This is a genomic window from Shewanella litoralis, from assembly GCF_009828585.1.
In the GTDB taxonomy this organism is placed as follows: Bacteria; Pseudomonadota; Gammaproteobacteria; order Enterobacterales; family Shewanellaceae; genus Shewanella; species Shewanella litoralis.
Map to the genome: position 1 here is coordinate 126,805 of NZ_WSRZ01000009.1, position 19,943 is coordinate 146,747.

Annotated in this window: 17 protein-coding genes; 6 read left to right on the plus strand and 11 right to left on the minus strand. The window is 44.2% G+C overall.

Features of this window, described 5'->3' with window-relative positions:
* Nucleotides 1–4: 4 nt before the first annotated feature.
* The 3 genes from GQA99_RS09415 to dauA all read left to right on the plus strand — a co-directional run bounded on the left by GQA99_RS09415 (nt 5) and on the right by dauA (nt 3,877).
* Complete coding sequence (locus GQA99_RS09415; RefSeq protein ID WP_160053635.1) at nt 5–691, plus strand: response regulator transcription factor; 687 nt, start codon at nt 5–7, stop codon at nt 689–691.
* Nucleotides 691–1,950, plus strand: a complete 1,260-nt coding sequence (locus tag GQA99_RS09420; RefSeq protein WP_160053636.1) for a sensor histidine kinase — start codon at nt 691–693, stop codon at nt 1,948–1,950. The genes GQA99_RS09415 and GQA99_RS09420 overlap by 1 nt, the downstream gene beginning before the upstream one ends.
* 202 nt (nt 1,951–2,152) lie before the next feature.
* Nucleotides 2,153–3,877 (plus strand): C4-dicarboxylic acid transporter DauA, encoded by a 1,725-nt coding sequence (gene dauA / locus GQA99_RS09425; protein WP_160053637.1) that lies wholly within the window; start codon nt 2,153–2,155, stop codon nt 3,875–3,877.
* Between the two features lie 77 nt (nt 3,878–3,954).
* Here dauA and GQA99_RS09430 read toward each other — a convergent pair whose 3' ends face one another.
* From GQA99_RS09430 to GQA99_RS09440, 3 genes are all read right to left on the minus strand, one after another.
* Nucleotides 3,955–4,476 (minus strand): DUF6702 family protein, encoded by a 522-nt coding sequence (locus GQA99_RS09430; protein ID WP_160053638.1) that lies wholly within the window; start codon nt 4,474–4,476, stop codon nt 3,955–3,957.
* The gene (locus GQA99_RS09435; protein ID WP_160053639.1) at nt 4,473–6,929 is read right to left on the minus strand and encodes a M1 family metallopeptidase; all 2,457 of its coding nucleotides are present in this window, start codon (nt 6,927–6,929) and stop codon (nt 4,473–4,475) included. The genes GQA99_RS09430 and GQA99_RS09435 overlap by 4 nt, the downstream gene beginning before the upstream one ends.
* A gap of 152 nt (nt 6,930–7,081) precedes the next feature.
* A complete protein-coding gene (locus GQA99_RS09440; protein WP_160053640.1) occupies nt 7,082–7,876 on the minus strand; it encodes a substrate-binding periplasmic protein in 795 nt (264 codons plus the stop codon).
* Nucleotides 7,877–8,071: 195 nt separating this feature from the next.
* On the opposite strand from GQA99_RS09440, the gene GQA99_RS09445 reads away from it, so the two are divergent.
* Together GQA99_RS09445 and GQA99_RS09450 are read left to right on the plus strand one after the other, a co-directional pair.
* Nucleotides 8,072–9,076, plus strand: a complete 1,005-nt coding sequence (locus tag GQA99_RS09445; protein ID WP_160053641.1) for an NAD(P)H-quinone oxidoreductase — start codon at nt 8,072–8,074, stop codon at nt 9,074–9,076.
* 506 nt (nt 9,077–9,582) lie between these two features.
* Nucleotides 9,583–10,020, plus strand: coding sequence for a hypothetical protein (locus tag GQA99_RS09450; RefSeq protein ID WP_160053642.1), 438 nt, complete (start codon nt 9,583–9,585; stop codon nt 10,018–10,020).
* A 146-nt stretch (nt 10,021–10,166) separates the two neighbouring features.
* On the opposite strand, the gene GQA99_RS09455 is transcribed toward GQA99_RS09450, so the two are convergent.
* The 6 genes from GQA99_RS09455 to cutA all read right to left on the minus strand — a co-directional run bounded on the left by GQA99_RS09455 (nt 10,167) and on the right by cutA (nt 16,964).
* On the minus strand, nt 10,167–10,580 hold the full coding sequence (locus GQA99_RS09455) for a DUF2391 family protein (protein ID WP_160053643.1): 414 nt from the start codon (nt 10,578–10,580) through the stop codon (nt 10,167–10,169).
* A complete protein-coding gene (locus GQA99_RS09460) occupies nt 10,570–11,610 on the minus strand; it encodes an aldose epimerase family protein (protein ID WP_160053644.1) in 1,041 nt (346 codons plus the stop codon). The genes GQA99_RS09455 and GQA99_RS09460 overlap by 11 nt, the downstream gene beginning before the upstream one ends.
* A gap of 24 nt (nt 11,611–11,634) precedes the next feature.
* Nucleotides 11,635–12,777, minus strand: a complete 1,143-nt coding sequence (gene galK / locus GQA99_RS09465; protein WP_160053645.1) for a galactokinase — start codon at nt 12,775–12,777, stop codon at nt 11,635–11,637.
* 175 nt (nt 12,778–12,952) lie between these two features.
* Nucleotides 12,953–14,647: a cation:proton antiporter domain-containing protein gene (locus tag GQA99_RS09470; RefSeq protein WP_229785858.1), complete on the minus strand. Its 1,695-nt coding sequence runs from the start codon at nt 14,645–14,647 to the stop codon at nt 12,953–12,955.
* Nucleotides 14,648–14,784: 137 nt separating this feature from the next.
* Nucleotides 14,785–16,641, minus strand: coding sequence for a protein-disulfide reductase DsbD (locus tag GQA99_RS09475; RefSeq protein ID WP_160053646.1), 1,857 nt, complete (start codon nt 16,639–16,641; stop codon nt 14,785–14,787).
* Nucleotides 16,638–16,964 carry a divalent-cation tolerance protein CutA gene (gene cutA / locus GQA99_RS09480; protein ID WP_160053647.1) on the minus strand — a complete coding sequence of 109 codons (327 nt, stop codon included), beginning with the start codon at nt 16,962–16,964 and terminating at the stop codon, nt 16,638–16,640. The genes GQA99_RS09475 and cutA overlap by 4 nt, the downstream gene beginning before the upstream one ends.
* A gap of 246 nt (nt 16,965–17,210) precedes the next feature.
* On the opposite strand from cutA, the gene GQA99_RS09485 reads away from it, so the two are divergent.
* Entirely contained in the window at nt 17,211–17,795 is a 585-nt protein-coding gene (locus GQA99_RS09485) for an FxsA family protein (protein WP_160053648.1), read from the plus strand.
* Nucleotides 17,796–17,832: 37 nt separating this feature from the next.
* On the opposite strand, the gene GQA99_RS09490 is transcribed toward GQA99_RS09485, so the two are convergent.
* Together GQA99_RS09490 and GQA99_RS09495 are read right to left on the minus strand one after the other, a co-directional pair.
* A complete protein-coding gene (locus GQA99_RS09490) occupies nt 17,833–18,198 on the minus strand; it encodes a hypothetical protein (protein ID WP_160053649.1) in 366 nt (121 codons plus the stop codon).
* A gap of 93 nt (nt 18,199–18,291) precedes the next feature.
* Nucleotides 18,292–19,758: an MATE family efflux transporter gene (locus tag GQA99_RS09495; protein ID WP_229785857.1), complete on the minus strand. Its 1,467-nt coding sequence runs from the start codon at nt 19,756–19,758 to the stop codon at nt 18,292–18,294.
* Nucleotides 19,759–19,943 lie beyond the last annotated feature (185 nt).

Here is a 19,943-nt window from a genome sequence, read left to right on the forward strand (position 1 = left end):
CTCGATGACAGCTGATAAATTACAGTTATTACTGGTCGAAGATGATCTCGACCTCGCTACAGCGGTTATCGAGTATTTAGAACTCGAAGACATCTTGTGCGATCACAGTGCTAATGGGTTAGCCGGGCTGCATTTAATTCAGCAAAACCATTACGACGCGATTATTTTGGATTTAAATTTACCCAAAATGAATGGTCTACAAGTGTGTGAGTCTATCCGTGCAGAAGGCATTGATGTGCCGGTATTAATGCTAACGGCGCGTGACACCCTAGACGACAAGCTCACTGGTTTTGCCAATGGCACAGATGACTATTTGGTTAAGCCATTTGCCATGGAAGAGCTCATCGTCAGGATAAAAGTATTGGCCCGCCGTCGCAGTGGCCAGGTGCAGCGTTTAACGCTGGCCGATTTAACCGTTGATGTGCAAAAAAAGCAGGCTTTTAGAGCACAAAGCGAATTAAAGCTGTCGCCGACCGCATTAAAGATTTTAACCGTACTCATGCGGGCTAGCCCAAACCCGGTGTCGCGGGAAAAGCTCATGCAAACTGTGTGGGGCGATGATCAACCCGACAGCAACAGCTTAAAGGTACACATCTTTAATTTGCGTAAACACATCGATGCCGAGCATGAGCACAAATTACTGCACACCATTAGCGGTTATGGTTTTGCAATTAAGGAATCTGAACTGTAATGAAAATACTCCCGAGTATTCGCTTATATGTATTGTTGGCAATGTTGGTTACCGGCATTGGTACCATATTGATCTTGTCGGCACTGAGCTTACATTACTTTATTGCAGGTATGGACTCATCTCTGCGAGTGTCGATGTATGCCCAGGGCCAGCAACAAAATGTATCAGACGGAAAACCCTACCAGTTTGAATCATTTACGGTAGCGAGTCGCTGGCAAGACATTCCCGAAAACGTGCGTCAAATTATGCTTGAGCCACCAACAGAATTTAATGTGCTTAATAAAACCATTGTTGGCGGTAATCTTATTACTCCGCCTGATGCGGGATATTTTACGATGAAAGTAAAATATGGTACTGAAACACGCATTGTATCAACGGTATTTGAACGCAATAAAATAGGTGCTTTTAAGCGAGATGGCCCCCCTTATTTTTTAATCATTTTGCTCACGGCAATATTAGGCATTATTGCTTTTTCAGTGGTGCTTATTTGGGTGGTGCGTCGGGTAACACTGCCGGTAGAAAGGCTTAAAAACTGGGCCAAAGGCCTCAATACTCAACAACTTGATAAGCCTACGCCAGACTTTCACTACAGTGAACTAAATACCTTAGCGACAATTATTAAAACCAGCTTGAGTACAGTGCAAGACAGCTTATCGCGCGAGCAACAGTTTTTGAGTTATGCCAGCCATGAACTACGCACGCCCATAGCGGTTATTCGTACCAATACCGAGCTATTGCAAAAGCTAATCGCCAAGGGGGCAAGCACTGAAAAACAAGCCCAGGTAGTTGAGCGGATTGAGCGCGCTGGATTGACCATGACCGATCTTACTGAAACGTTATTGTGGTTAAATCGGCGTGAAGGTAAAAGTTTACCCGTTATTGAGGTAAATTTAGACCAGCTAATTCGCCAATTAGTGAGTGAGCTGGCCTATTTAGCCAAAGGAAAAGATATCGACATTAGTATTGAAACAGACGAGTCTGTTCAACAGTTACCTGGCACATTATGCCGGATCATTATGACCAATCTTATCCGTAATGCGCTACAACATACCATGAAGGGCAGTGTGAGCATTGTGCAAAAGGGCTACACTGTCAGTATCATTAATCAGTGCGAATCGTACGCTAATAGCAGTGAAGATTTAGGTTTTGGCCTAGGGCTTGAACTCACTACACGACTCATTAAACAATACGATTGGCAGTATCAAAATATTGAAACTAATCGCGGCCGTAAGGTGTCTATCGATTTTACTGCGGGTTAATCTTATTTTGATTTCACTGAGCTAATGACCGAGTTAATCACTAAAGCCACCTAGCGTGGCTTTTTTATTGGTACGATTATTTGTTATAATGTGATGATAATAAAATTATCATCAGGTGGTAACTTAATTTGATTGTGCTAGCGCGCAATCGGCCTATAATGAGGGGTATCTTTTATACCGCCTAGGTTATGGGATCGCCTCAATGAAATACCGCACACATTTATTTTCTCTTCGTATCGGGCATGCGCTCCGAGAGTCCTTAAAAGACAACCCCTACAGCATTGCTGTATTTTCTAAAGATTTATTAGCAGGGTTAACCGTTGGTATTATTGCCATTCCCCTGGCAATGGCATTGGCTATTGCTATTGGCGTGGCGCCGCAATACGGCTTATACACTGCCATTATTGCCGGATTAATTATTCCGCTAACCGGGGGCTCGCGTTATAGCGTATCTGGGCCAACGGCCGCGTTTGTTGTCATTCTTTATCCTATCGTGCAGCAATATGGCCTGTCTGGGCTGTTACTTGCGAGCATTTTATCTGGAGTGATGCTGATTATCATGGCGTTGTTTCGCCTGGGTCGTTTTATTCAATACATTCCTGAGTCAGTGACGTTAGGTTTTACTGGCGGGATTGCCGTTGTTATTGCTGTGCTGCAAGTAAAAGACTTTTTGGGATTGAACATTACAGAAATGCCTGAAAGCTTTGTGGGTAAAGTGGCCACCTTAACCCAAGAAATACCGGGTTTTTCTGGGCCGACGTTGCTGGTAGGTTTAAGCACCTTAGTGGTGTTTATTTTGTGGCCAAAGCTTAAGATAGCGGTGCCTGCGCATTTACCCGCAGTAGTGGTAGGCAGCATCGTGGCTTTGATGTTAAATCTGTTAGGGTTTCATGTCGCGACGATTGGCTCAACCTTCAGTTTTACCTTAGCCGACGGCTCTATTGGCGCAGGGATCCCATCGATGTTACCTGACTTTGAATGGCCCTGGTTGCGATCGCAAGTCGGCGAAGCGCCATTGGCGTTTAGTTGGCAATTAGTCAGCGATTTATTGTCAGCGGCATTTGCCATTGCCATGTTGGGCGCAATTGAGTCGTTACTGTGCGCGGTAGTGCTAGACGGTATGTCAGGCAAAAAGCACAGTGCCAATAGTGAATTATTGGGCCAGGGTATTGGCAATATTATTACGCCATTTTTTGGCGGGATTACCGCGACTGCGGCAATTGCTCGTTCTGCAGCCAATTTTAAATCGGGCGCGGTAAGCCCAGTAGCCGCCATGATACACGCGTTGGTGGTATTGGTGTCGTTGTTGTCCTTGAGTACTATTTTGGCGTACATCCCAATGGCGGGCATGTCGGCATTACTCATCATGGTGGCGTGGAACATGAGCGAAGCGCCCAAGATTATTCATTTAATTAAAAAGGCTCCTGCCAGTGAAGTACTGGTGTTGATGGTGTGTTTATTACTGACCATATTTTTCGACATGGTGATAGCGATCAGCGCCGGGATTATTTTGGCTTCGTTGTTATTTATGAAGCAAGTAGCCGACATGACCAAAGTGCAAGACATTAGCGAGCAGAAAAAACACATCCATGTTGACCTGCCACCACGCTGGAAAGTGTTTAAAATTAACGGGCCATTATTTTTTGCTGCCGCTGATGGCGTCTTTGGTGAGTTGGTTCATTTAAGTGCCGAACAGGATGGCGTGGTATTGTATTTCGATGGGGTGTCTATTTTAGACTCTGGCGGTGTTGCGGCGTTATACAAATACATTGCCAAATGTAAGCACGATAACACCCGAGTCTTGTTGGCTGACTTTCAATTTCAGCCGCTGAAAACCCTGGCAAAAGCAGGCTTTAAGCCCGATGGTGTTCAGTGCGTAACGTATTCAACCTTAGCCGATGCGCTAGATGACATTGTGAAAACTTAACAGCCCCTAAAAGTAAACTTATAGGGGCTGTAATAACGATTCACAGCGCAGAAGTGCTATCTATTGAATAGATTTAGTTACTTGGCCGGTTTAGCCACTTCAATGTAGTGCCACGAGTCAGCAATGTGTAGCCTTGCCGAGGTGACGCGCTTATTGCGCTCTACATTGATGTGGTTGGTTTGTTCTGACCACAACTCTTGTAGTGCAGTCATTTTAAGGTAAAAACCATCCATGTCTGCCGTTATCGGGGTTTCTTGATACACCCACAAATACTTACCTTCCAACTCGGTGCCAACATAAGTCAGTGTGAGCGGTTGCTGTTGTTGATCTTGCATGGCAAAGGTTGAAATAGCGTAATAGGCAAAGGCATCGCGTCCAACCGGATCGCTGATCAAATCCGTGTTTTTATCGATCACTTGTTGGGCGGCATGTTCAGCATCGTGTAGATAAAAACGATGCTGAATTTCTAGCATGCCGCTGCGCTGATTAAACACAATACTGGTGTAGGCTTCTTTTTGCTGGTGGCCAAAGGCTTTACCCGCAAGCAAAGCTAAACTCACCATGCTGATTAATACTAGGCTGATTAATGGACGCATCATTTCTTTTTCGCCTTAATCTCAGGCTCTTCCAACGCTTCTTTATTGTCATGCATAATATCGCGATACTGATTGCCTTTACGTTCCTCTTCTTTAAAGGCCTCGATACGTGAAGGGATAATTTGCCGCGGATAATAGTTGTTTTCAATATCGACGTCGGCTGTTTCACCACGGCGGTCAATCACAGCAGAGACCAGAATATTGTCTTTATCGGTCACAATGAGCTTACTGACCTGTGATGGTGAACGACGCCAAATTTCAGCTGGCAACACTAACGATTCAGTGTTGCCATTCTCGAAGGTTAGCTCGAGCAGGATAGGCATCACGAGACCACCAAGATTAGCAAAGTTAAACACGTAGTAGTTTTTATCTTCTTTTAGCGCTCGTGCCAGTACTTGTTGCTCCCACGGGTCGAGCTCAGCGTGTTTTTTGTTGTACTTATTTCGCTCTTTATTGGTAACGCTAAATTGATCATGTTGGTCATGATAATCAAGGTTGTCGGAGTTCAGTTCAACCCAGGTTTTTTGGTCACTTTGTTGATTGCGCTCCACCGAATAAGGCATGGGTTTAGCTTGATAGTCTTGACGACGGCGCTCAAAATCAATGTCTGGATTATTGGTGTCCAGGCGCAGTTTATAAATGCGGTCGAGTGAGATATCAACATGGTCAGTGGTGTAAAACCAGCCACGGAAAAACCAATCTAAATCAACTCCAGAAGCTTCTTCCATGGTGCGGAAAAAATCACTTGGTGTTGGGCGTTTGTTCATCCAGCGGTGGCTGTATTCTTGAAATGCAAAGTCAAATAATTCACGGCCTAATATCACTTCCCGTAAAATATTTAATGCTACAGCAGGTTTAATATAAGCATTTGGCCCAAGCTGCAACACACTGTCTGACTGGGTCATAATAGGCACTTGCACGTTTGACTTCATGTATTCGGTGACGTCACTTGGCTCACGCCCCCAGGGTAAATCTGGGTCCCATTCGCGGGTAGCAATACCGTCTAAAAAGCTGTTTATACCTTCGTCCATCCAGGTCCATTGGCGCTCGTCTGAATTAACAATCATCGGGAAGTAGTTATGGCCGACTTCGTGAATAACTACGCCAATTAAGAATTGTTTTTCAGACAAGGTATAGGTGCGGCTTTCATCGTCGTGCCAAATGGTGCGCGGGCCATTAAAGCTGATCATTGGGTATTCCATGCCGCCAACAGGTCCATTAACACTAATGGCTGCAGGATAGGGATAGTCGAAGGTAAAACGCGAATAAACCTTAAGTGTATGGATCACCGAGGCCGTTGAATATCGCTGCCACAGCTCGCCACCTTCTTTTGGGTAAAAAGACATTGCCATTACGTGAGGGTTTTGGCTGTCTTTTTGCTGATAACCTTGTGCATCCCATATAAATTTACGCGATGATGCCCAAGCAAAGTCGCGAACATTGTCAGCTTTAAAGTGCCATGTTTTAGTGCCTTTAGCCGTACTCGATTCATTGGCGAGAGCTTCATCTTCCGAGACTATAAACACTGGCTTTTCAGCGGTTTTTGCTTTTTCTAAACGCTTAAGCTGTGTAGCTGAAAGTACGTTTTTGCTGTTTTGTAATACGCCTGTGGCTGTGACGATATGGTCGCTCGGTACAGTCATACTGACATCGTAATTACCAAACTCGAGGGTAAACTCACCACTGCCTAAAAACTCTTTGTTGTGCCACGCTTCGTAGTCAGAATAGCTAGCGACTCGTGGAAACCATTGGGCTAATAAAAAGATGTCATTGCCACCTTCTCGCTCATCGTCAGGAAAGTGTTCATAACCCGAGCGAGCCCCAACGGCGTCTTCTTCTAAAATATTGTAGCCGTAGTTAATGCGTAATTGAGTGGATTTGTTTTGCTTTAAAGCTGTGGGTAAGTCGACTCGCATTTGAGCGCCAACGATAGTGTACTTGAGTGGTTTTTTGCTGGCGTCAGTCACTGCTAAAATTTGGTAACCCAAGTTGTTATCGGCTAAAAACTGTTGTCGCCGTAAATCTTGCAGACTAATTTTTGCAAATGCATTATCACCATAAGTGTTAGAGGCGCTCACACTACCATCAACCCCATAAAATGCATCGCTTCGTTCAGCAATAGAGTCAGATTTAAAGCGGTTTTGCTCTAGCTGTAACCATAAATATTTAAGCGTGTACGGGGAGTTATTGTGATAAGTAATCACTTGCTCACCTTCAAGACGACGCTTTTCTTCATCTAGTGTGACATTAATTTTGTAGTCAACTTGCTGCTGCCAATAGTCTTTTCCTGGCTCGCCTGCTGCATTACGGTAATCATTTGCGGTGGGTAGGCTTTCTTCAAGTTGACGAAACTTATCGACAAAGTGGCCCTTACTTTGGACGATTTCTGAAGCTGAACTGGTAAACATTGCTGAACTGGTTATGACCAAGATTAACAGTTGACGATACACGCGCATAAACACTCCTTTGACGCCAGCGAGCCAGTGCCAATATTGCCAAAATAATGATTTATTGTATTTTTTATGGGCAGAGTGTAACTAAGTTGTAATGAATATACAGAGAAATAATGTTACTAAAGTTTGCACTTTAAAGCATAAACCGTGAGGTATTACTTATTGATGACAGGCAGAAACTTTTGTAAGCGCTTATGTCGCGCTTTATTTGTTGTGGTGCCAGGTAAGATTTTGTATTTATTGATAATCTCTTGATACTCACCATTTGCTTTTAACATTTTAATGCCGTTAGCAAAAATGGTCGCATTTGCTTGATTTTTCTGACTAAAGCCCACATGCAAAGGAACAGGCAGGCCAATGGTGCCGGCATAGCGCAAGTGTTGACTTAAGTTTAATTGACTTGCGGTGTACTCAATGACATTTTTGTTGTCGACAATGACCGAGTGTCGACCTTTTATCAGTCGAATGATATTCATCGCTAACGGATCGTTACCCGAGGCAAAGTAGGTATTTGGATGAGCGTTTAGCCAGGCGTCAAGTTCAACGCCATAGTCGTAGCCACTGACTGCCGCAGCTTGTGAAGTTTGGTTCAGATCGGCAATGGTTTCAAACGACTCGTCTTTACCAATAAGGGTATAAAAATCATTGCTGTTATAGCCGATGACGACACCCGCGTCGATGAGCTGATTGTCGGCAATTGCGCCAGGCGTTAATGCCAATACGGCATCAATATTATTTCGTTGCAACTCAAGCAAGGCGCGTTTATAAGGAATGGTGACAAACACAGTCGTTTGCCCTTGAATTTCAAAAGCGCGTTTTGTGAGTTCTACAACGTAACCCGTTTCATTTTCACAAATATAGGGACACCAAATATCTGATGCAATACGGATCGGCTCAGCATGAGCATCAATACTGATTAGCGACAGTAGTATCATCAGGTATTTAAACAATGATTGTGCTCCATGATTTTAGCGGGCGCCTATAGTAATGGTTTAGCTAATATTGGCAATGAATTTTTGATTAAAAAAGAAACTACTTTAGGTTTTTCTAACGTATGTGCCCATTATGTAAACAAGCACCGGGCAACGATAACAGGCTTTCAATGCTGGTTACTTTTTGATAACAATCAACCGAGATAGAATTTTATGGCGACAGCAAATAGACAATTTACCCATGTGACTGTTGAACAACCCGGCGAACCCAGCGTGATGACCATGACGCAGTCAATACTCGAGTTACCATTAGCAGGCCAGGTGACCATTAAAGTGTACGCCGCCGGAGTTAATGGCCCAGACATTAAGCAGCGCGTAGGAGCTTATCCGCCGCCAGCTGGGGCGAGCCCTATTATTGGTTTAGAGGTTGCGGGTGAAATCGTCTCGGTAGCGGAGGATGTAACACAGTGGCAAGTGGGCGATAAAGTGTGTGCTTTAGTCCCCGGCGGTGGCTATGCCGAGTTAGTGAACACTTACGCAGCCCATTGCTTACCTATCCCGACGGGTTACAGTTATGTGCAAGCGGCAGGGTTGCCTGAAACGTTCTTTACTGTGTGGGGTAACTTGTTTATTCGCGGTGGATTAAAAACGGGTGAAACCTTACTGATCCATGGCGGTTCTGGCGGCATCGGTACTACTGCTATTCAGATGGCAAGCCGTTTAGGAGCAAAAGTGTTTGCTACCTCTGGCAATGCCGAAAAATGCCAATACTGTTTAGAACAAGGTGCCAGTATGGCGATTAATTACAACGAAGAGCCATTTGTGGAGCCTATTTTAGCGGCTACCCAGGGTGTCGGCGTGAATGTGATTATGGACATTGCCGGTGGTGACTTTATCAATGAAAACCTCAAAGCGATAGCCACCGATGGACGTATGGTGTCAGTGGCAATGCAGCGCGGCCCGCAAGCGACTATCGATATCTTTCGTATTATGGCAAAACGTGTGGTGTGGACCGGGTCAACACTGCGGCCACAAAGTGTCGCCAATAAAGCACAAATTGCGCAAGGCTTGGCAGAGTATGTATGGCCGTTATTAAACAGTGGTGCTATGAGCATTCCAATTGACAGCGTGTTTCCTTTTTCGCAAGTGGTACAGGCACATCAGTTAATGGAGTCAGGTAAGCATAAAGGTAAGATTGTGTTAGATTTACTGGCTTAAACCTTCGCACCTCAAATTAGGCTTTGGTGCTGCCAGCTTTAAATTGAGGTGAATAACAATCTCGGCTCTTTATACAGATAATGCGATGCCGATAAAGTTTTTCGACAAAAAACTTGAAGGCTGTTTGATTTAAGCTATTGTCCTGTTATCGATGTTTATAAAGAGCGTCTAATGTAACTGACAATGTCACATAGTTGTAAGTCAGTGGAGTGAGGTTCAATTGAGGTTGTGAACTATCGGTCGCAATTCAATCGTATAGATAGACAGGTTAAAGACCCCTTTTTTAATAGTGGTAATGGTCTTTATCCAGGCAAATTTTTCTAAGATGGGCATTTTTATGCAATTACGCGAAAAATTCATCGTTTTAGGCATTGATTCTCAGAAATATTCTGTTTAAATACCCACGTAAATACAGAAGAGATAATCGTGGTGCAAATTGAGGGTGTTTTCACTCATTACACTGCATCATTTTTAGTATATGTGTTGATTTAAGGGCGTTAGCATATATGTATAACACAGCAAAAAAACTTTGGGTTGGTGAATTAAGAACGTCGAAAGGTAACACTATCGTCGTTTATGATGGCCAATTACCACAAGCGTCTCCAGGGCGCGTTTACATGTTCCACACTGTGCGTAATACGATTGTTGAATTTGTAGAAGACATCGTTAAAGTTAATCTACACGACTTAGATGACGAACAAACCAAAGCGGCTATGGCCGAGTTTGGGGATGCATGGAAAGCTGCACGTGCTGAGTTTATGTTAAAGCACCAATCACGGATAGACTTGTCAAAAGTGCCAGATACGGCGCCACCTCGCAAAGCCAAACCTGTGGCTGAGCCAGATGAAGCAGTCGGTTCAGATGATGATATACCTGACTTTGATGACGACGATGACGATGATGACGACAGTTACGACGAAATGGGTGATAACCTAGACGATTAATCGCGTAGACAAGGTGATGTTATTTAACAACATTTTGTCTAGTCGTGGTGCATCGGGTTATCAAAACGGCATAAAGAAGGGTGATTCTTTATGCCGTTTGTTTTTGTGCTAGTTTTTGTGTTAACCGTTAGTTTGACTCAGGTTGATTATTCTTTATCAAAACTGTCGACAATAATCGCGCCCATCGATGCGGGCATCGCGATTAAAATAATCCGCTTTAACGCTAAAATAGGCTCGGTCATTAAGGGGAGCTTATTAAGCGCGAGTAACACTATGCCTACCACTAATAACGTCAACAAATACGCTGCCACCACCCGCAATAAAAATGCCCGTCTTCGTTTAACAATATTACCTTGAAATACACTCTGATATGCAAAAATCGTGATAAACGCCAACGACAAAAACACCACAAGCACTAAGTTTAACGTCGGTAAACTCGCCGATAGTCGCCACGCTTCTTCCGAAAACGCAATTGGCACAGACAGGGCAAAAGCCCCGACTGCAATTTGGCCAATATCTTCAGCATTAAAGGTGGGCTTTACCGGCGGATTACTTGGCATCGAACTGATAACGAGTGATATGGTGGTAGACGCTCTCTGGTGTTACCCACACATTGCTAGCGCCTGGTAAATGGGGCTGGTTAGGTGAGTCGGGTAACATTTGCGGTTCAATACACACAGCTTGATGATCAACTAATACCCGTTGCTTTTTCGCGATAGTGCCTTGTAAAAAGTTAGCACCGTACACTTGTACACCTGGTTGGTTAGTGTAAACCGTCATGTTGCGGCCGCTATTTGGGCTGGCTAAACAGCCAAAACGTTGTAAGTCAGCGCCAGGGTTATCAAGCACATAACAGTGATCAAAGCCTTTTGTAGCGGCTAATGCTGCTCGTTGAGTTTGCACTGACATTGGCGTGGCTACGGCCATGTCTAAATCGCTGCCTTGAGTCGATTCGATAGCGGTTGGCACGCCAACATCATTCATTGTGAGGTAGGTTTTGGCGTCTACTTGCAACGTATGTTCGGCATTGGTGTTGCTGCGGTTGCCGTCTAAATTAAAGTAACTGTGTTGAGTTAAGCTAATTGGGCAGGCTTTGTCTGTGCTGGCCAGCATTTCTACGTATAAATTATTGCCCACCAAACGGTAGTCTAACTGTACAGTGCAATTGCCTGGAAAGCCCATGTCGCCGTCAGGGCTTTTTAAGGTTAGCCGCACCCCGTCACTCAAGGTGCCGAGTTGCCACAATTTACGGTTAAAGCCTTCTGCGCCACCGTGTAAACAATTAGTAGCTTGATTGACACTGAGTGAGTAGCGTTGGCCTTGATATTCCATGGCACCATTAGCAATGCGATTACTGTAACGTCCGGCCACAGCACCTAAATGCACTTGTTGGGTTAAATAGTCTTCTGCGTTATCGCAGCCTAAAACAATATTTTTACGTTCGCCATTGCGATCGGGTGTCCATAATGATCGAATGATGCCGCCTAGACTTAATACCTCAAGTGCGATGATGCCATTATCAATTCTAACCCGCTCAATCTCACCACCACGGGGATCTTGCCAAGGTTCAAGCACACTAAAACGTACCATTTACGCCTCTCTCTTCTGGTTAATTTAACGGATGCGTCCTGCACCGCCACTGGCTGAGCATAAGTGTATGGTTGCTTCAATTCCTGTTTTAGTAAAGAATTGATTTTCAACTAAATTAATCACATCGTCGCTTAAGTCATGATTCACTAACGCCAGTACACAGCCATCACTCATGCGCACACCGCCTTGCTCACCAATCAGTGTTGCAATCAGGATGACCAGGGTGTCTATTTCTGGGGTGATGATCTCAAAGTCATCTCGCATTGAAGCTTGTGACTGAGCCATTAACTGACTAAAGCGGGCAATATTGTTTTGTTGTAAAGCGCGAGCGGCATTACTGGTGCGTTGATTTTCAGTAATGATATGACGGGCTCGGCGGAATTGTTCATCTGTGAGCAGGTCTTTGCTTTGGCTTAATAAACTTAATGATGAGTCACGTAATGAGTCGAGCCCTAGCAGTTGAGTAATGTGGCTACACTCTTTTTTACGTTGTTCAAATTGTTGTACAAATGCCTGTCGGCCTTGTTTTAAGTCGATAATAATCATACTGAGCTCTTCAGGCAATAACACTGGTTCACTCTCAAGCTCTAAGCAATCAATTAATAACGCGTGGTCGGGTTCGGCCATTGCGCTGATCATCTGATCCATCATGCCGCAGTCTAAACACATAAATTGGCTTTCGCCGCGTTGGGCTAATTGGGCAATGGCTAACGGCGATAAATGCAATTGGCTGGCATAACTAATGGCAGTACCAAAGGCAATTTCTAGTGCAGCAGAGGACGACAGCCCAGCGCCAAGTGGCACATCGCCTACAATGGCTAAATCTAACCCTTTGGCTTGTAAGCCTGATTGATTCATCGCTGCCGTGACACTTTTTAGGTAATGTGTCCAATCATCACCCGCTGCGACAGAGCCTTCTTCACCAAATCGCCATTGTTCTATTTGCCCTGGAAACGCAGTCGTCACAGCGCGGAATAAATTATCGTCACGGTGTTTAACGGCAATCACAGTATGAAAGTTAATCGCTGCGGGCAGCGCAAGCCCTTCATTATAATCGGTATGTTCGCCCATAATATTCACTCGGCCGGGCGCTTGATATAACTCATCAGGCTTGGTTCCGAATGTTTGAACAAATAATTTAGTCGCGCGTTGAGCAGGGTTTGACATACTTCAAAAAATCCAACAAAAAAGTGACAAGAACCCTTGAGTTATAGCATGACTTTACAGTGCGTGTAACTGAGATTTTCTTATCTGAAGCAAAATTGAAAATACTGTGTCGCAAACAAAAACGCCTACAGTAATCTGCAGGCGTTTAGTTATCTTGAATGAAGCTTGATTAGTTTTATGATGGCGACTTAACCGGTTGAGCTTCAGTCACAGCGTCGTCTACTTCAGCCACATTTTCGACTTCATTTTCAACCGGAGTAGCGGCGGCATATTCAGGTACGATTTCTGGTGGTGAATCCAATAACTCATGGATCACATGGTCGACAAAACCGGCACCTGCAGCCTCATACAAGTTATACACAGTATGCACTCCAGACTCTTTCAGTGCTTCACCATCTTCAGCATATTGCACAATGGCGCTAATCTTGCCTTCGTAGTTCATTTTTTGCAGTTGTTCTACTGCAAATAAATTACCCACATGATGTGGCATTGCCAGTAGTACCAACTCTAAATGCGGCGCGCGTTCAAGTTTTTCCCAAAAGTCGGTATCGCTGGCATCACCTTGCACAACGTTACGGCCTTCACTGCGGTGAAAATCTACTAATTCTTGTTTGTGTTCAATCCCTAAAATCTCACCGGTATATTTAGCACGCAGCTCATCGTAAGCACCCGATCCAATTCGGCCCATACCTAAAATCAAAAAGCGTGGGTTACCAATGCGAATTTGTCTGTCTTCAGGGTGTAACGGATGGCGTTCAAGCTTACTCAGGCGCGACTGATAACGTTGGTAAATGTTGCTGACGCTATTATTAAGTGGCGCAGCAAATAAAAAGCTAATACTTAATGCCACCGCAATAATGATCAGCCATTCTGGTGGTAACCAACCTTTATGGGCCGCCACTGCCGCAACAATTAAGCCAAATTCACTGTAGTTGCCTAAGTTAAACGAGGCCAGCAACGAGGTGCGCGAACGCAATTTAAAGCGAGTGAGTAGGTATAAAAACATCACAATTTTCACTGGCACTAGCGCAACCAAAATGGCGGCTAAGCCAATATCGGCCAGGGTGGGCAAACCATTTAAACCAATGGTTAAGAAAAATGCGACTAAAAAGAGTTCTTTAAAGAAGTAAATCGACTTGGCGAGCTCAGATGATTTAGCATGTCCTGCCAGTAAAATACCGATAATCAGCGCGCCTAAATCGGGTTTTAAGCCGACAGCCTCAAATAGCCATGCTCCCACAACTAACGCCATCACTAGGCCAAAGAGCACTAGCATTTCACCGTGACCAACCCGGTCGAAAACTTTATAAATTAACGGGCGAGCAAGCGGCAATAACAATAAGCCAAAGGCCCAAACTGATGGGATATTACCTTTAGAAATGGTTAAAAATATCACCGCAAAGATATCTTGCATAATCAAGATACCAATAGCGACACGGCCATAAAGCGACTGCATATCACCGCTGTCTTCAAGCACTTTTACCGCAAATACCGTGCTTGAAAAGCTCAGGGCGAATGACACTAACATCAGCTGATTTATTGAAAATCCGTCGAGTTGTTCTATGCCTAAAAAGCCAAGTAATTTGAGTACTGGGACAAAAAAGATAATCGAACCAATTAAATGTAGGCTTGAACCTGCCCAAACTTCGGCTTTAAATAAACTTTTAATATCGAGTTTAAGGCCAATTGAAAATAACAGCAGGGTGACACCCAAATCAGCGAGTTGCTGCAAAATAGGCAAACTACTGTCTTCAATTCCAAATGTGAATAATACGAAGCCCGCGGCAAGATATCCAATGAGTGGTGGTAAACCGACTCGACTCACCAGCATGCCGCACAATAAGGTGATAATAAGAATAGCGGGTTCCATAACACTCCTTGAATGAAGAATATAAAACCACATTGTATAAGAAAAAGTTAAACTTTCGATGACTTTAATGTCGTAAATGCAAAAAACAGCATCTTTAGTCATTAAAGATGCTGTTTTTAAATAGAAAATATTTTACGTTATTTTAATAACAGGTCTAAATGAGCAGCAAAATCTTTAGGGCCCATAAACCCGGTTACGCGTAAGTCTTCACGTTGTTCGCCGTCTTGGTTAAACATCAATAACGTAGGTAACCCCAGCACGCCATAATGCTCAAGTAATTCAATATCAACATCATCACTGGCGGTAACGTCGGCTTGCAGTAAAATCATTTGATCCAGGCGCTGCGCCACCTCTTTATCTTTAAAGGTAATCGCCTCAAATTCTTTGCAGGCAACACACCAGTCTGCATATAAATCGAGCATCACGGTTTTACCGCTAATGCTGGCTTTATCGAGCTCGACCTCTAAATCTGCAAGTGACTTAATACGAATAAAGTGATTGGCTTCGGTTTTGCCTTTGCCCTCAATACCCGCTTGAGTAATGCTTGGTGTCTCGTGGCCAAAAGCTGTCATCAGTGCCTGGAAACCATACGAGAAACTGGCTAACAATGTCAGTAATAGTAATACGCCACGGGTGGTTTGTTTCCAATTAAACTCACTGAGTTTGTTCTGGTGCATTAAGTAGCCGGTTAGCGCCACGCCCCATATCGACCACAATAGGTCTGAGACTAGGCCTGGCCAAATACGCCCTACCATCACAATCGACACCGAAATCAGTAAGAAGCCAAATACGGTTTTAATGATGTCCATCCACGCACCTGCGCGAGGTAAAATTTTGCCGCCAGAAGTACCAATAATCAATAACGGTACACCCATGCCCATACTCAATACATACAGGGCTAAAAAGCCTTGGACTAAGTCGCCAGACTGCGCCACGTAAATCAACGCACCAGATAGTGGTGCCGTAGTACAAGGAGAGGCGACTAAACCAGAGATAATACCCATTAAGAACACGCCAATCAGGTTGCCCCCTTTTTGGTTGTTCGACATCGAATTCATTTTTTCTTGCCATTTAGACGGCAGTTTTAAATCGTACATGCCAAACATTGATAAGCTCAGCAGCACAAACATCACCGCCAGAAAAATCAAAATAGCAGGGTGTTGCAGCGCCGCCTGAAACTTAAGTCCGGCAGAGGCCACCACTAAACCTAATAACGAATAAGTAATGGCCATGCCTTGTACGTATGCCATCGACAAGGTAAATGCCTTACCCGTAGACAATTTTCTGCCCTGACCAACAATAATGCCCGACAAAATAGGGTACATCGGGAACACACAAGGCGTTAACGCTAAACCAATGCCTAAACCAAAGAAGATAGCTAAGGTCCACAGTAGGCTGTCGTTTTGCAGCATTTGGCTTAAGTTGTCTTGTTGGGTTATCGGTGCTTTTGCCGTATCTGTGGCTGCTTCAGATTGTGTTGTTACTGGCGCGCCGATGACTTTCTTGGTGATAATGTTACCGTCATTGGCTTCAACAGCGGTTAATTTAACCTCGTTTTTGGTTGGCGGATAACATAATGTGCCTTCTGCACAGCCCATAAACGTGACGTGAAATAGCGCATCTGCATCAGCTTGTTTTAACCCTACAGGGATCTCTACAAACGAGTAATACACTTCCTGGTCGCCAAAATATTCGTCGTTATGGTTTTTGCCCCGAGGGAGCTCAATATCCCCAATGACCGCGCCGTTTGCAGAAAACTGCAGCTTATCGCGATACAAATAATATCCGTCGGCAATCACAAAGCTGATTTTGAGTTGATTACCTTGTTGCTCGTAATCAAACGCAAAAGCCTCGTTCACTGGCATGAGCTTAGGCTCATTGCTTAAAAAGCTAAATGCGTTACTCGCAGCATTGGCACTGTGTACCATTGGCGAGAGGATGATTGATGACATCAATAACAATGATGTAAGGCAGAATACGACGAGTTTTTTCATGATTGTGAGTTGTCTTCTATCCATTGTAGATAAGGGCCAAAACCACCGATAATCGGAGTGGCAATGAATTCAGGTACTTCATAAGGGTGCATTTGGATCACAAGTTGCTCAATGGCATGGTACTGATCTGCCATACATTTTATTTGCAATGGCACCTCTTGCGACTGACAAATCTCATTATCCCAGCAGTATACAGACTCAACGGTTTGGCCTATTTGCACACAAGCAGCCAATTGTTTTTCAACGAGTGTAGCGGCAATCATCTTCGCTGTTTCGGCGTCTGGGCACGTGGTTAAAATCACGAGTTGCTTGGGTTTATACATATATAATCTTAAAGTTTACTTAAGTTAAAGGCGTTATACTAAAAGCGTCATCACATTACGCTTATTTAGCTGAATTTTCACTAAACTGAGGTGATATTCGTGAGCTGTCTTGAAAACAGACCCGATAACCCCCATTTAAGTTTCATCGGCAGAATTTTTTTAGGTCGCCACTTTATTACTTATACGTCGCTACGTTATGTATTACACGTCGCAAACTGTAACAAAAAGCGATGATTAGAGGCCAATATGTTTTTCATTTTATTGTTAGTATTTGTACTTATTCCGGTTGTTGAGCTTAATGTGCTAATAGAAGTGGCCAGTTCAATTGGCTCCTGGACCACAGTCGGCTTAGTGTTATTTACCGCCGTTGTTGGGGTGTCGCTTGTTCGCAGTCAGGGGCTAAGCACCTTAATGAGCGTGCAGCAAAAGCTGGCGCGTGGCGAAGCGCCAGGGCAAGAAATTGTTGAGGGCATGATGTTAGCCGCGGCAGGGGTATTGTTACTTATTCCTGGTTTTGTGACCGATTTTATTGGCTTAATTTTATTAACCCCATTTACCCGAGCCCCCATTGCGGCGTTTTTATACAAGCGCATGCAACTTCGTGTGGTAGCCAACGGTGGCTTTAAAGGTGGTTTTGGCCCAGGACAAAGCCCATTTGGTCAATCAGGGCCTTTTGGTGGACAAAACCCATTTGATCAAAACGGCAATACTTTTGATGGCGATTTTGAGCGTAAAGATGAGCAACCGCGCAGCCATCACATTGAGCAAAACAAAAGTGACGATGACATTATTGATGTTGAGCCGCTAGACCCAAAAGATGACAAAAAATAACCCTTCATCACAGTAAAAACAGCCGGCTAAACATTATTTAGTCGGCTGTTTTTGTTTGTAATTGCTTATCTTGTTTGGCACCTAACCAAAATGCAGTGGCAATACTGATCGCCCAGTTAGCAATAAAAATCCAGGTGATGGCAGACAAGTCGGTCGATTGGGTGTCGAGCGCCGCTTTAGACACCTCGGCGTAAATAGTACTTAAATCGTTGCCGATATTGCCGGCCAAAATCTGCTCTGCAATCACTTGCGCGCGGCTAATAATATGATTCATCAATACCATCACACACAGTAAACTGACACTAATAAACCCCCAGCCTAACCACTTTTTACCTAACCAAACCTGACCACTGCCAGGGCAAATAATGGCCGACAATAATGCGGCATAGAGGGATTTTTTCATGATAATACGGCTGAATGTTGAAGATAGTAATAAAGGGTATTAACTCACTGACGCCCGCTAAAGGCAAGCGCTGGGTATAAGGTTAATGTCGAATTAATCTGAGGGGTTAGTATTGGTGTGCAGCAGCTCTTTATTGCGCTCAGAGTTGCTGTCATGGTCGTTATCATAACGCTGATCAATAGTTGAACCATTGGTTTTATCGGCACATGGCACACTGTGCTTAATGTGTTCGGGTTCGCTTATTTGTGTCGCAAGGTAATAACATGCAATACCCATTAACGTATTGGTGATGGGTAGAGCCAGTAAAATCCCTTTAACCCCACCAATATAGGCACCTAGCGCCGCTAATGGCAGCATAATTAACACTAATCGACACAGGTTAATCACCAGTGAGCTCAGTGGTCTGTGATAAGCATTTAAACTGGTCGCAAAAATAATCACAATACCTAACGGACCATACGCTGCTGGCAGCACCATCACATAAAAACTCAACCAATCAATTACTAACGGGTCGTTGGTAAACAGCTGGGCAATGGCTGTGGCGTTAAAATACAGCGGAATAAATAACAAGGTTTGAAACACAAACACAAATTGTAGCGACATCAATAAGGCTTTTTTGGCACGCTCTGGTTGGTCTGCACCTAAATTTTGCGCAATAAACGGCATTAAGCTTGACGATAAGGCCATCACCACAATCAATAACACCGACTCTAGGCGGATCCCCGCCCCAAATGCAGCAACACCGGCATGATCAATGCGCGCCAGCATGGCCATAATAATGCCGTTGGCAATCGGGTTAATCACATTCATTAACGCGGCAGGGCGCGCAATGTGTGCCAGGGCTTTCCAGTGCAAAATAAAGCGGCCAATATCAAAGCTGGCAAATTCAACCAGCTTGCGTTTAATCACAATCAAATAACCGGCTAACAACATTGCCACAACCCATGACAACGTGGTGGCAATGGCGGCACCTTGTATTTCTAAGCGCGGAAATGGCCCAATACCAAAAATAAGCAGCGGATCGAGAATTAAATTCACTACAGCAGCCAACATCATAATTTTTGCTGGGGAGCGAGTGTCGCCTGTGGCACGTAACCCTTGATTACCCACCATCAACAACACTAGTGCAGGTGCGCCTAAATACCAGTACCACATATAGTCATTAATTAACGGTAAGCTGGCTTCGTTGGCGCCGAGTAGGCTGAAAATGGGTTCAATAAAGACACAACCGAGAATCGATAAACCCCAAATAATCAATAAGGTCATGCACAAGGCGTCAAACAAAAACACCTTAGATTCGGGCGCATGGCCAGAGCCAATTAAGCGGCCAAGGTTGGTCGAAACCCCCGCACCGATGCCAATACCAATGCTTGAAATCACTAAGGTAACCGGAAAGGTAAAGCTTACCGCCGCTAAGGCTTCGGTCCCCAACTGGCTGATAAAAAAGATGTCTACCAGACTGCCACCCAGAATGGTCATAATTCCAATCAGGTTTGGCAAGGTCATATTAAATAGTACACGACCAATAGGCGCGCTGAGCAACCCGTGTCTGTCTTTCATCTATTCTCTAGTGTTTGGGGTTTTAAAGGTGTCGAATTCTATCAGGATTGGTCGCACTTTAATAAAACAGACTTAAAAAAAGTGTAGTTTTTTTTAGAAATCCCCTTGGATCTGTGATCAATCACCCCCATATCACATGCATCAAGGGGAAAACCCTTATTTGTTAGTCAATAGCCTCGCTTTTT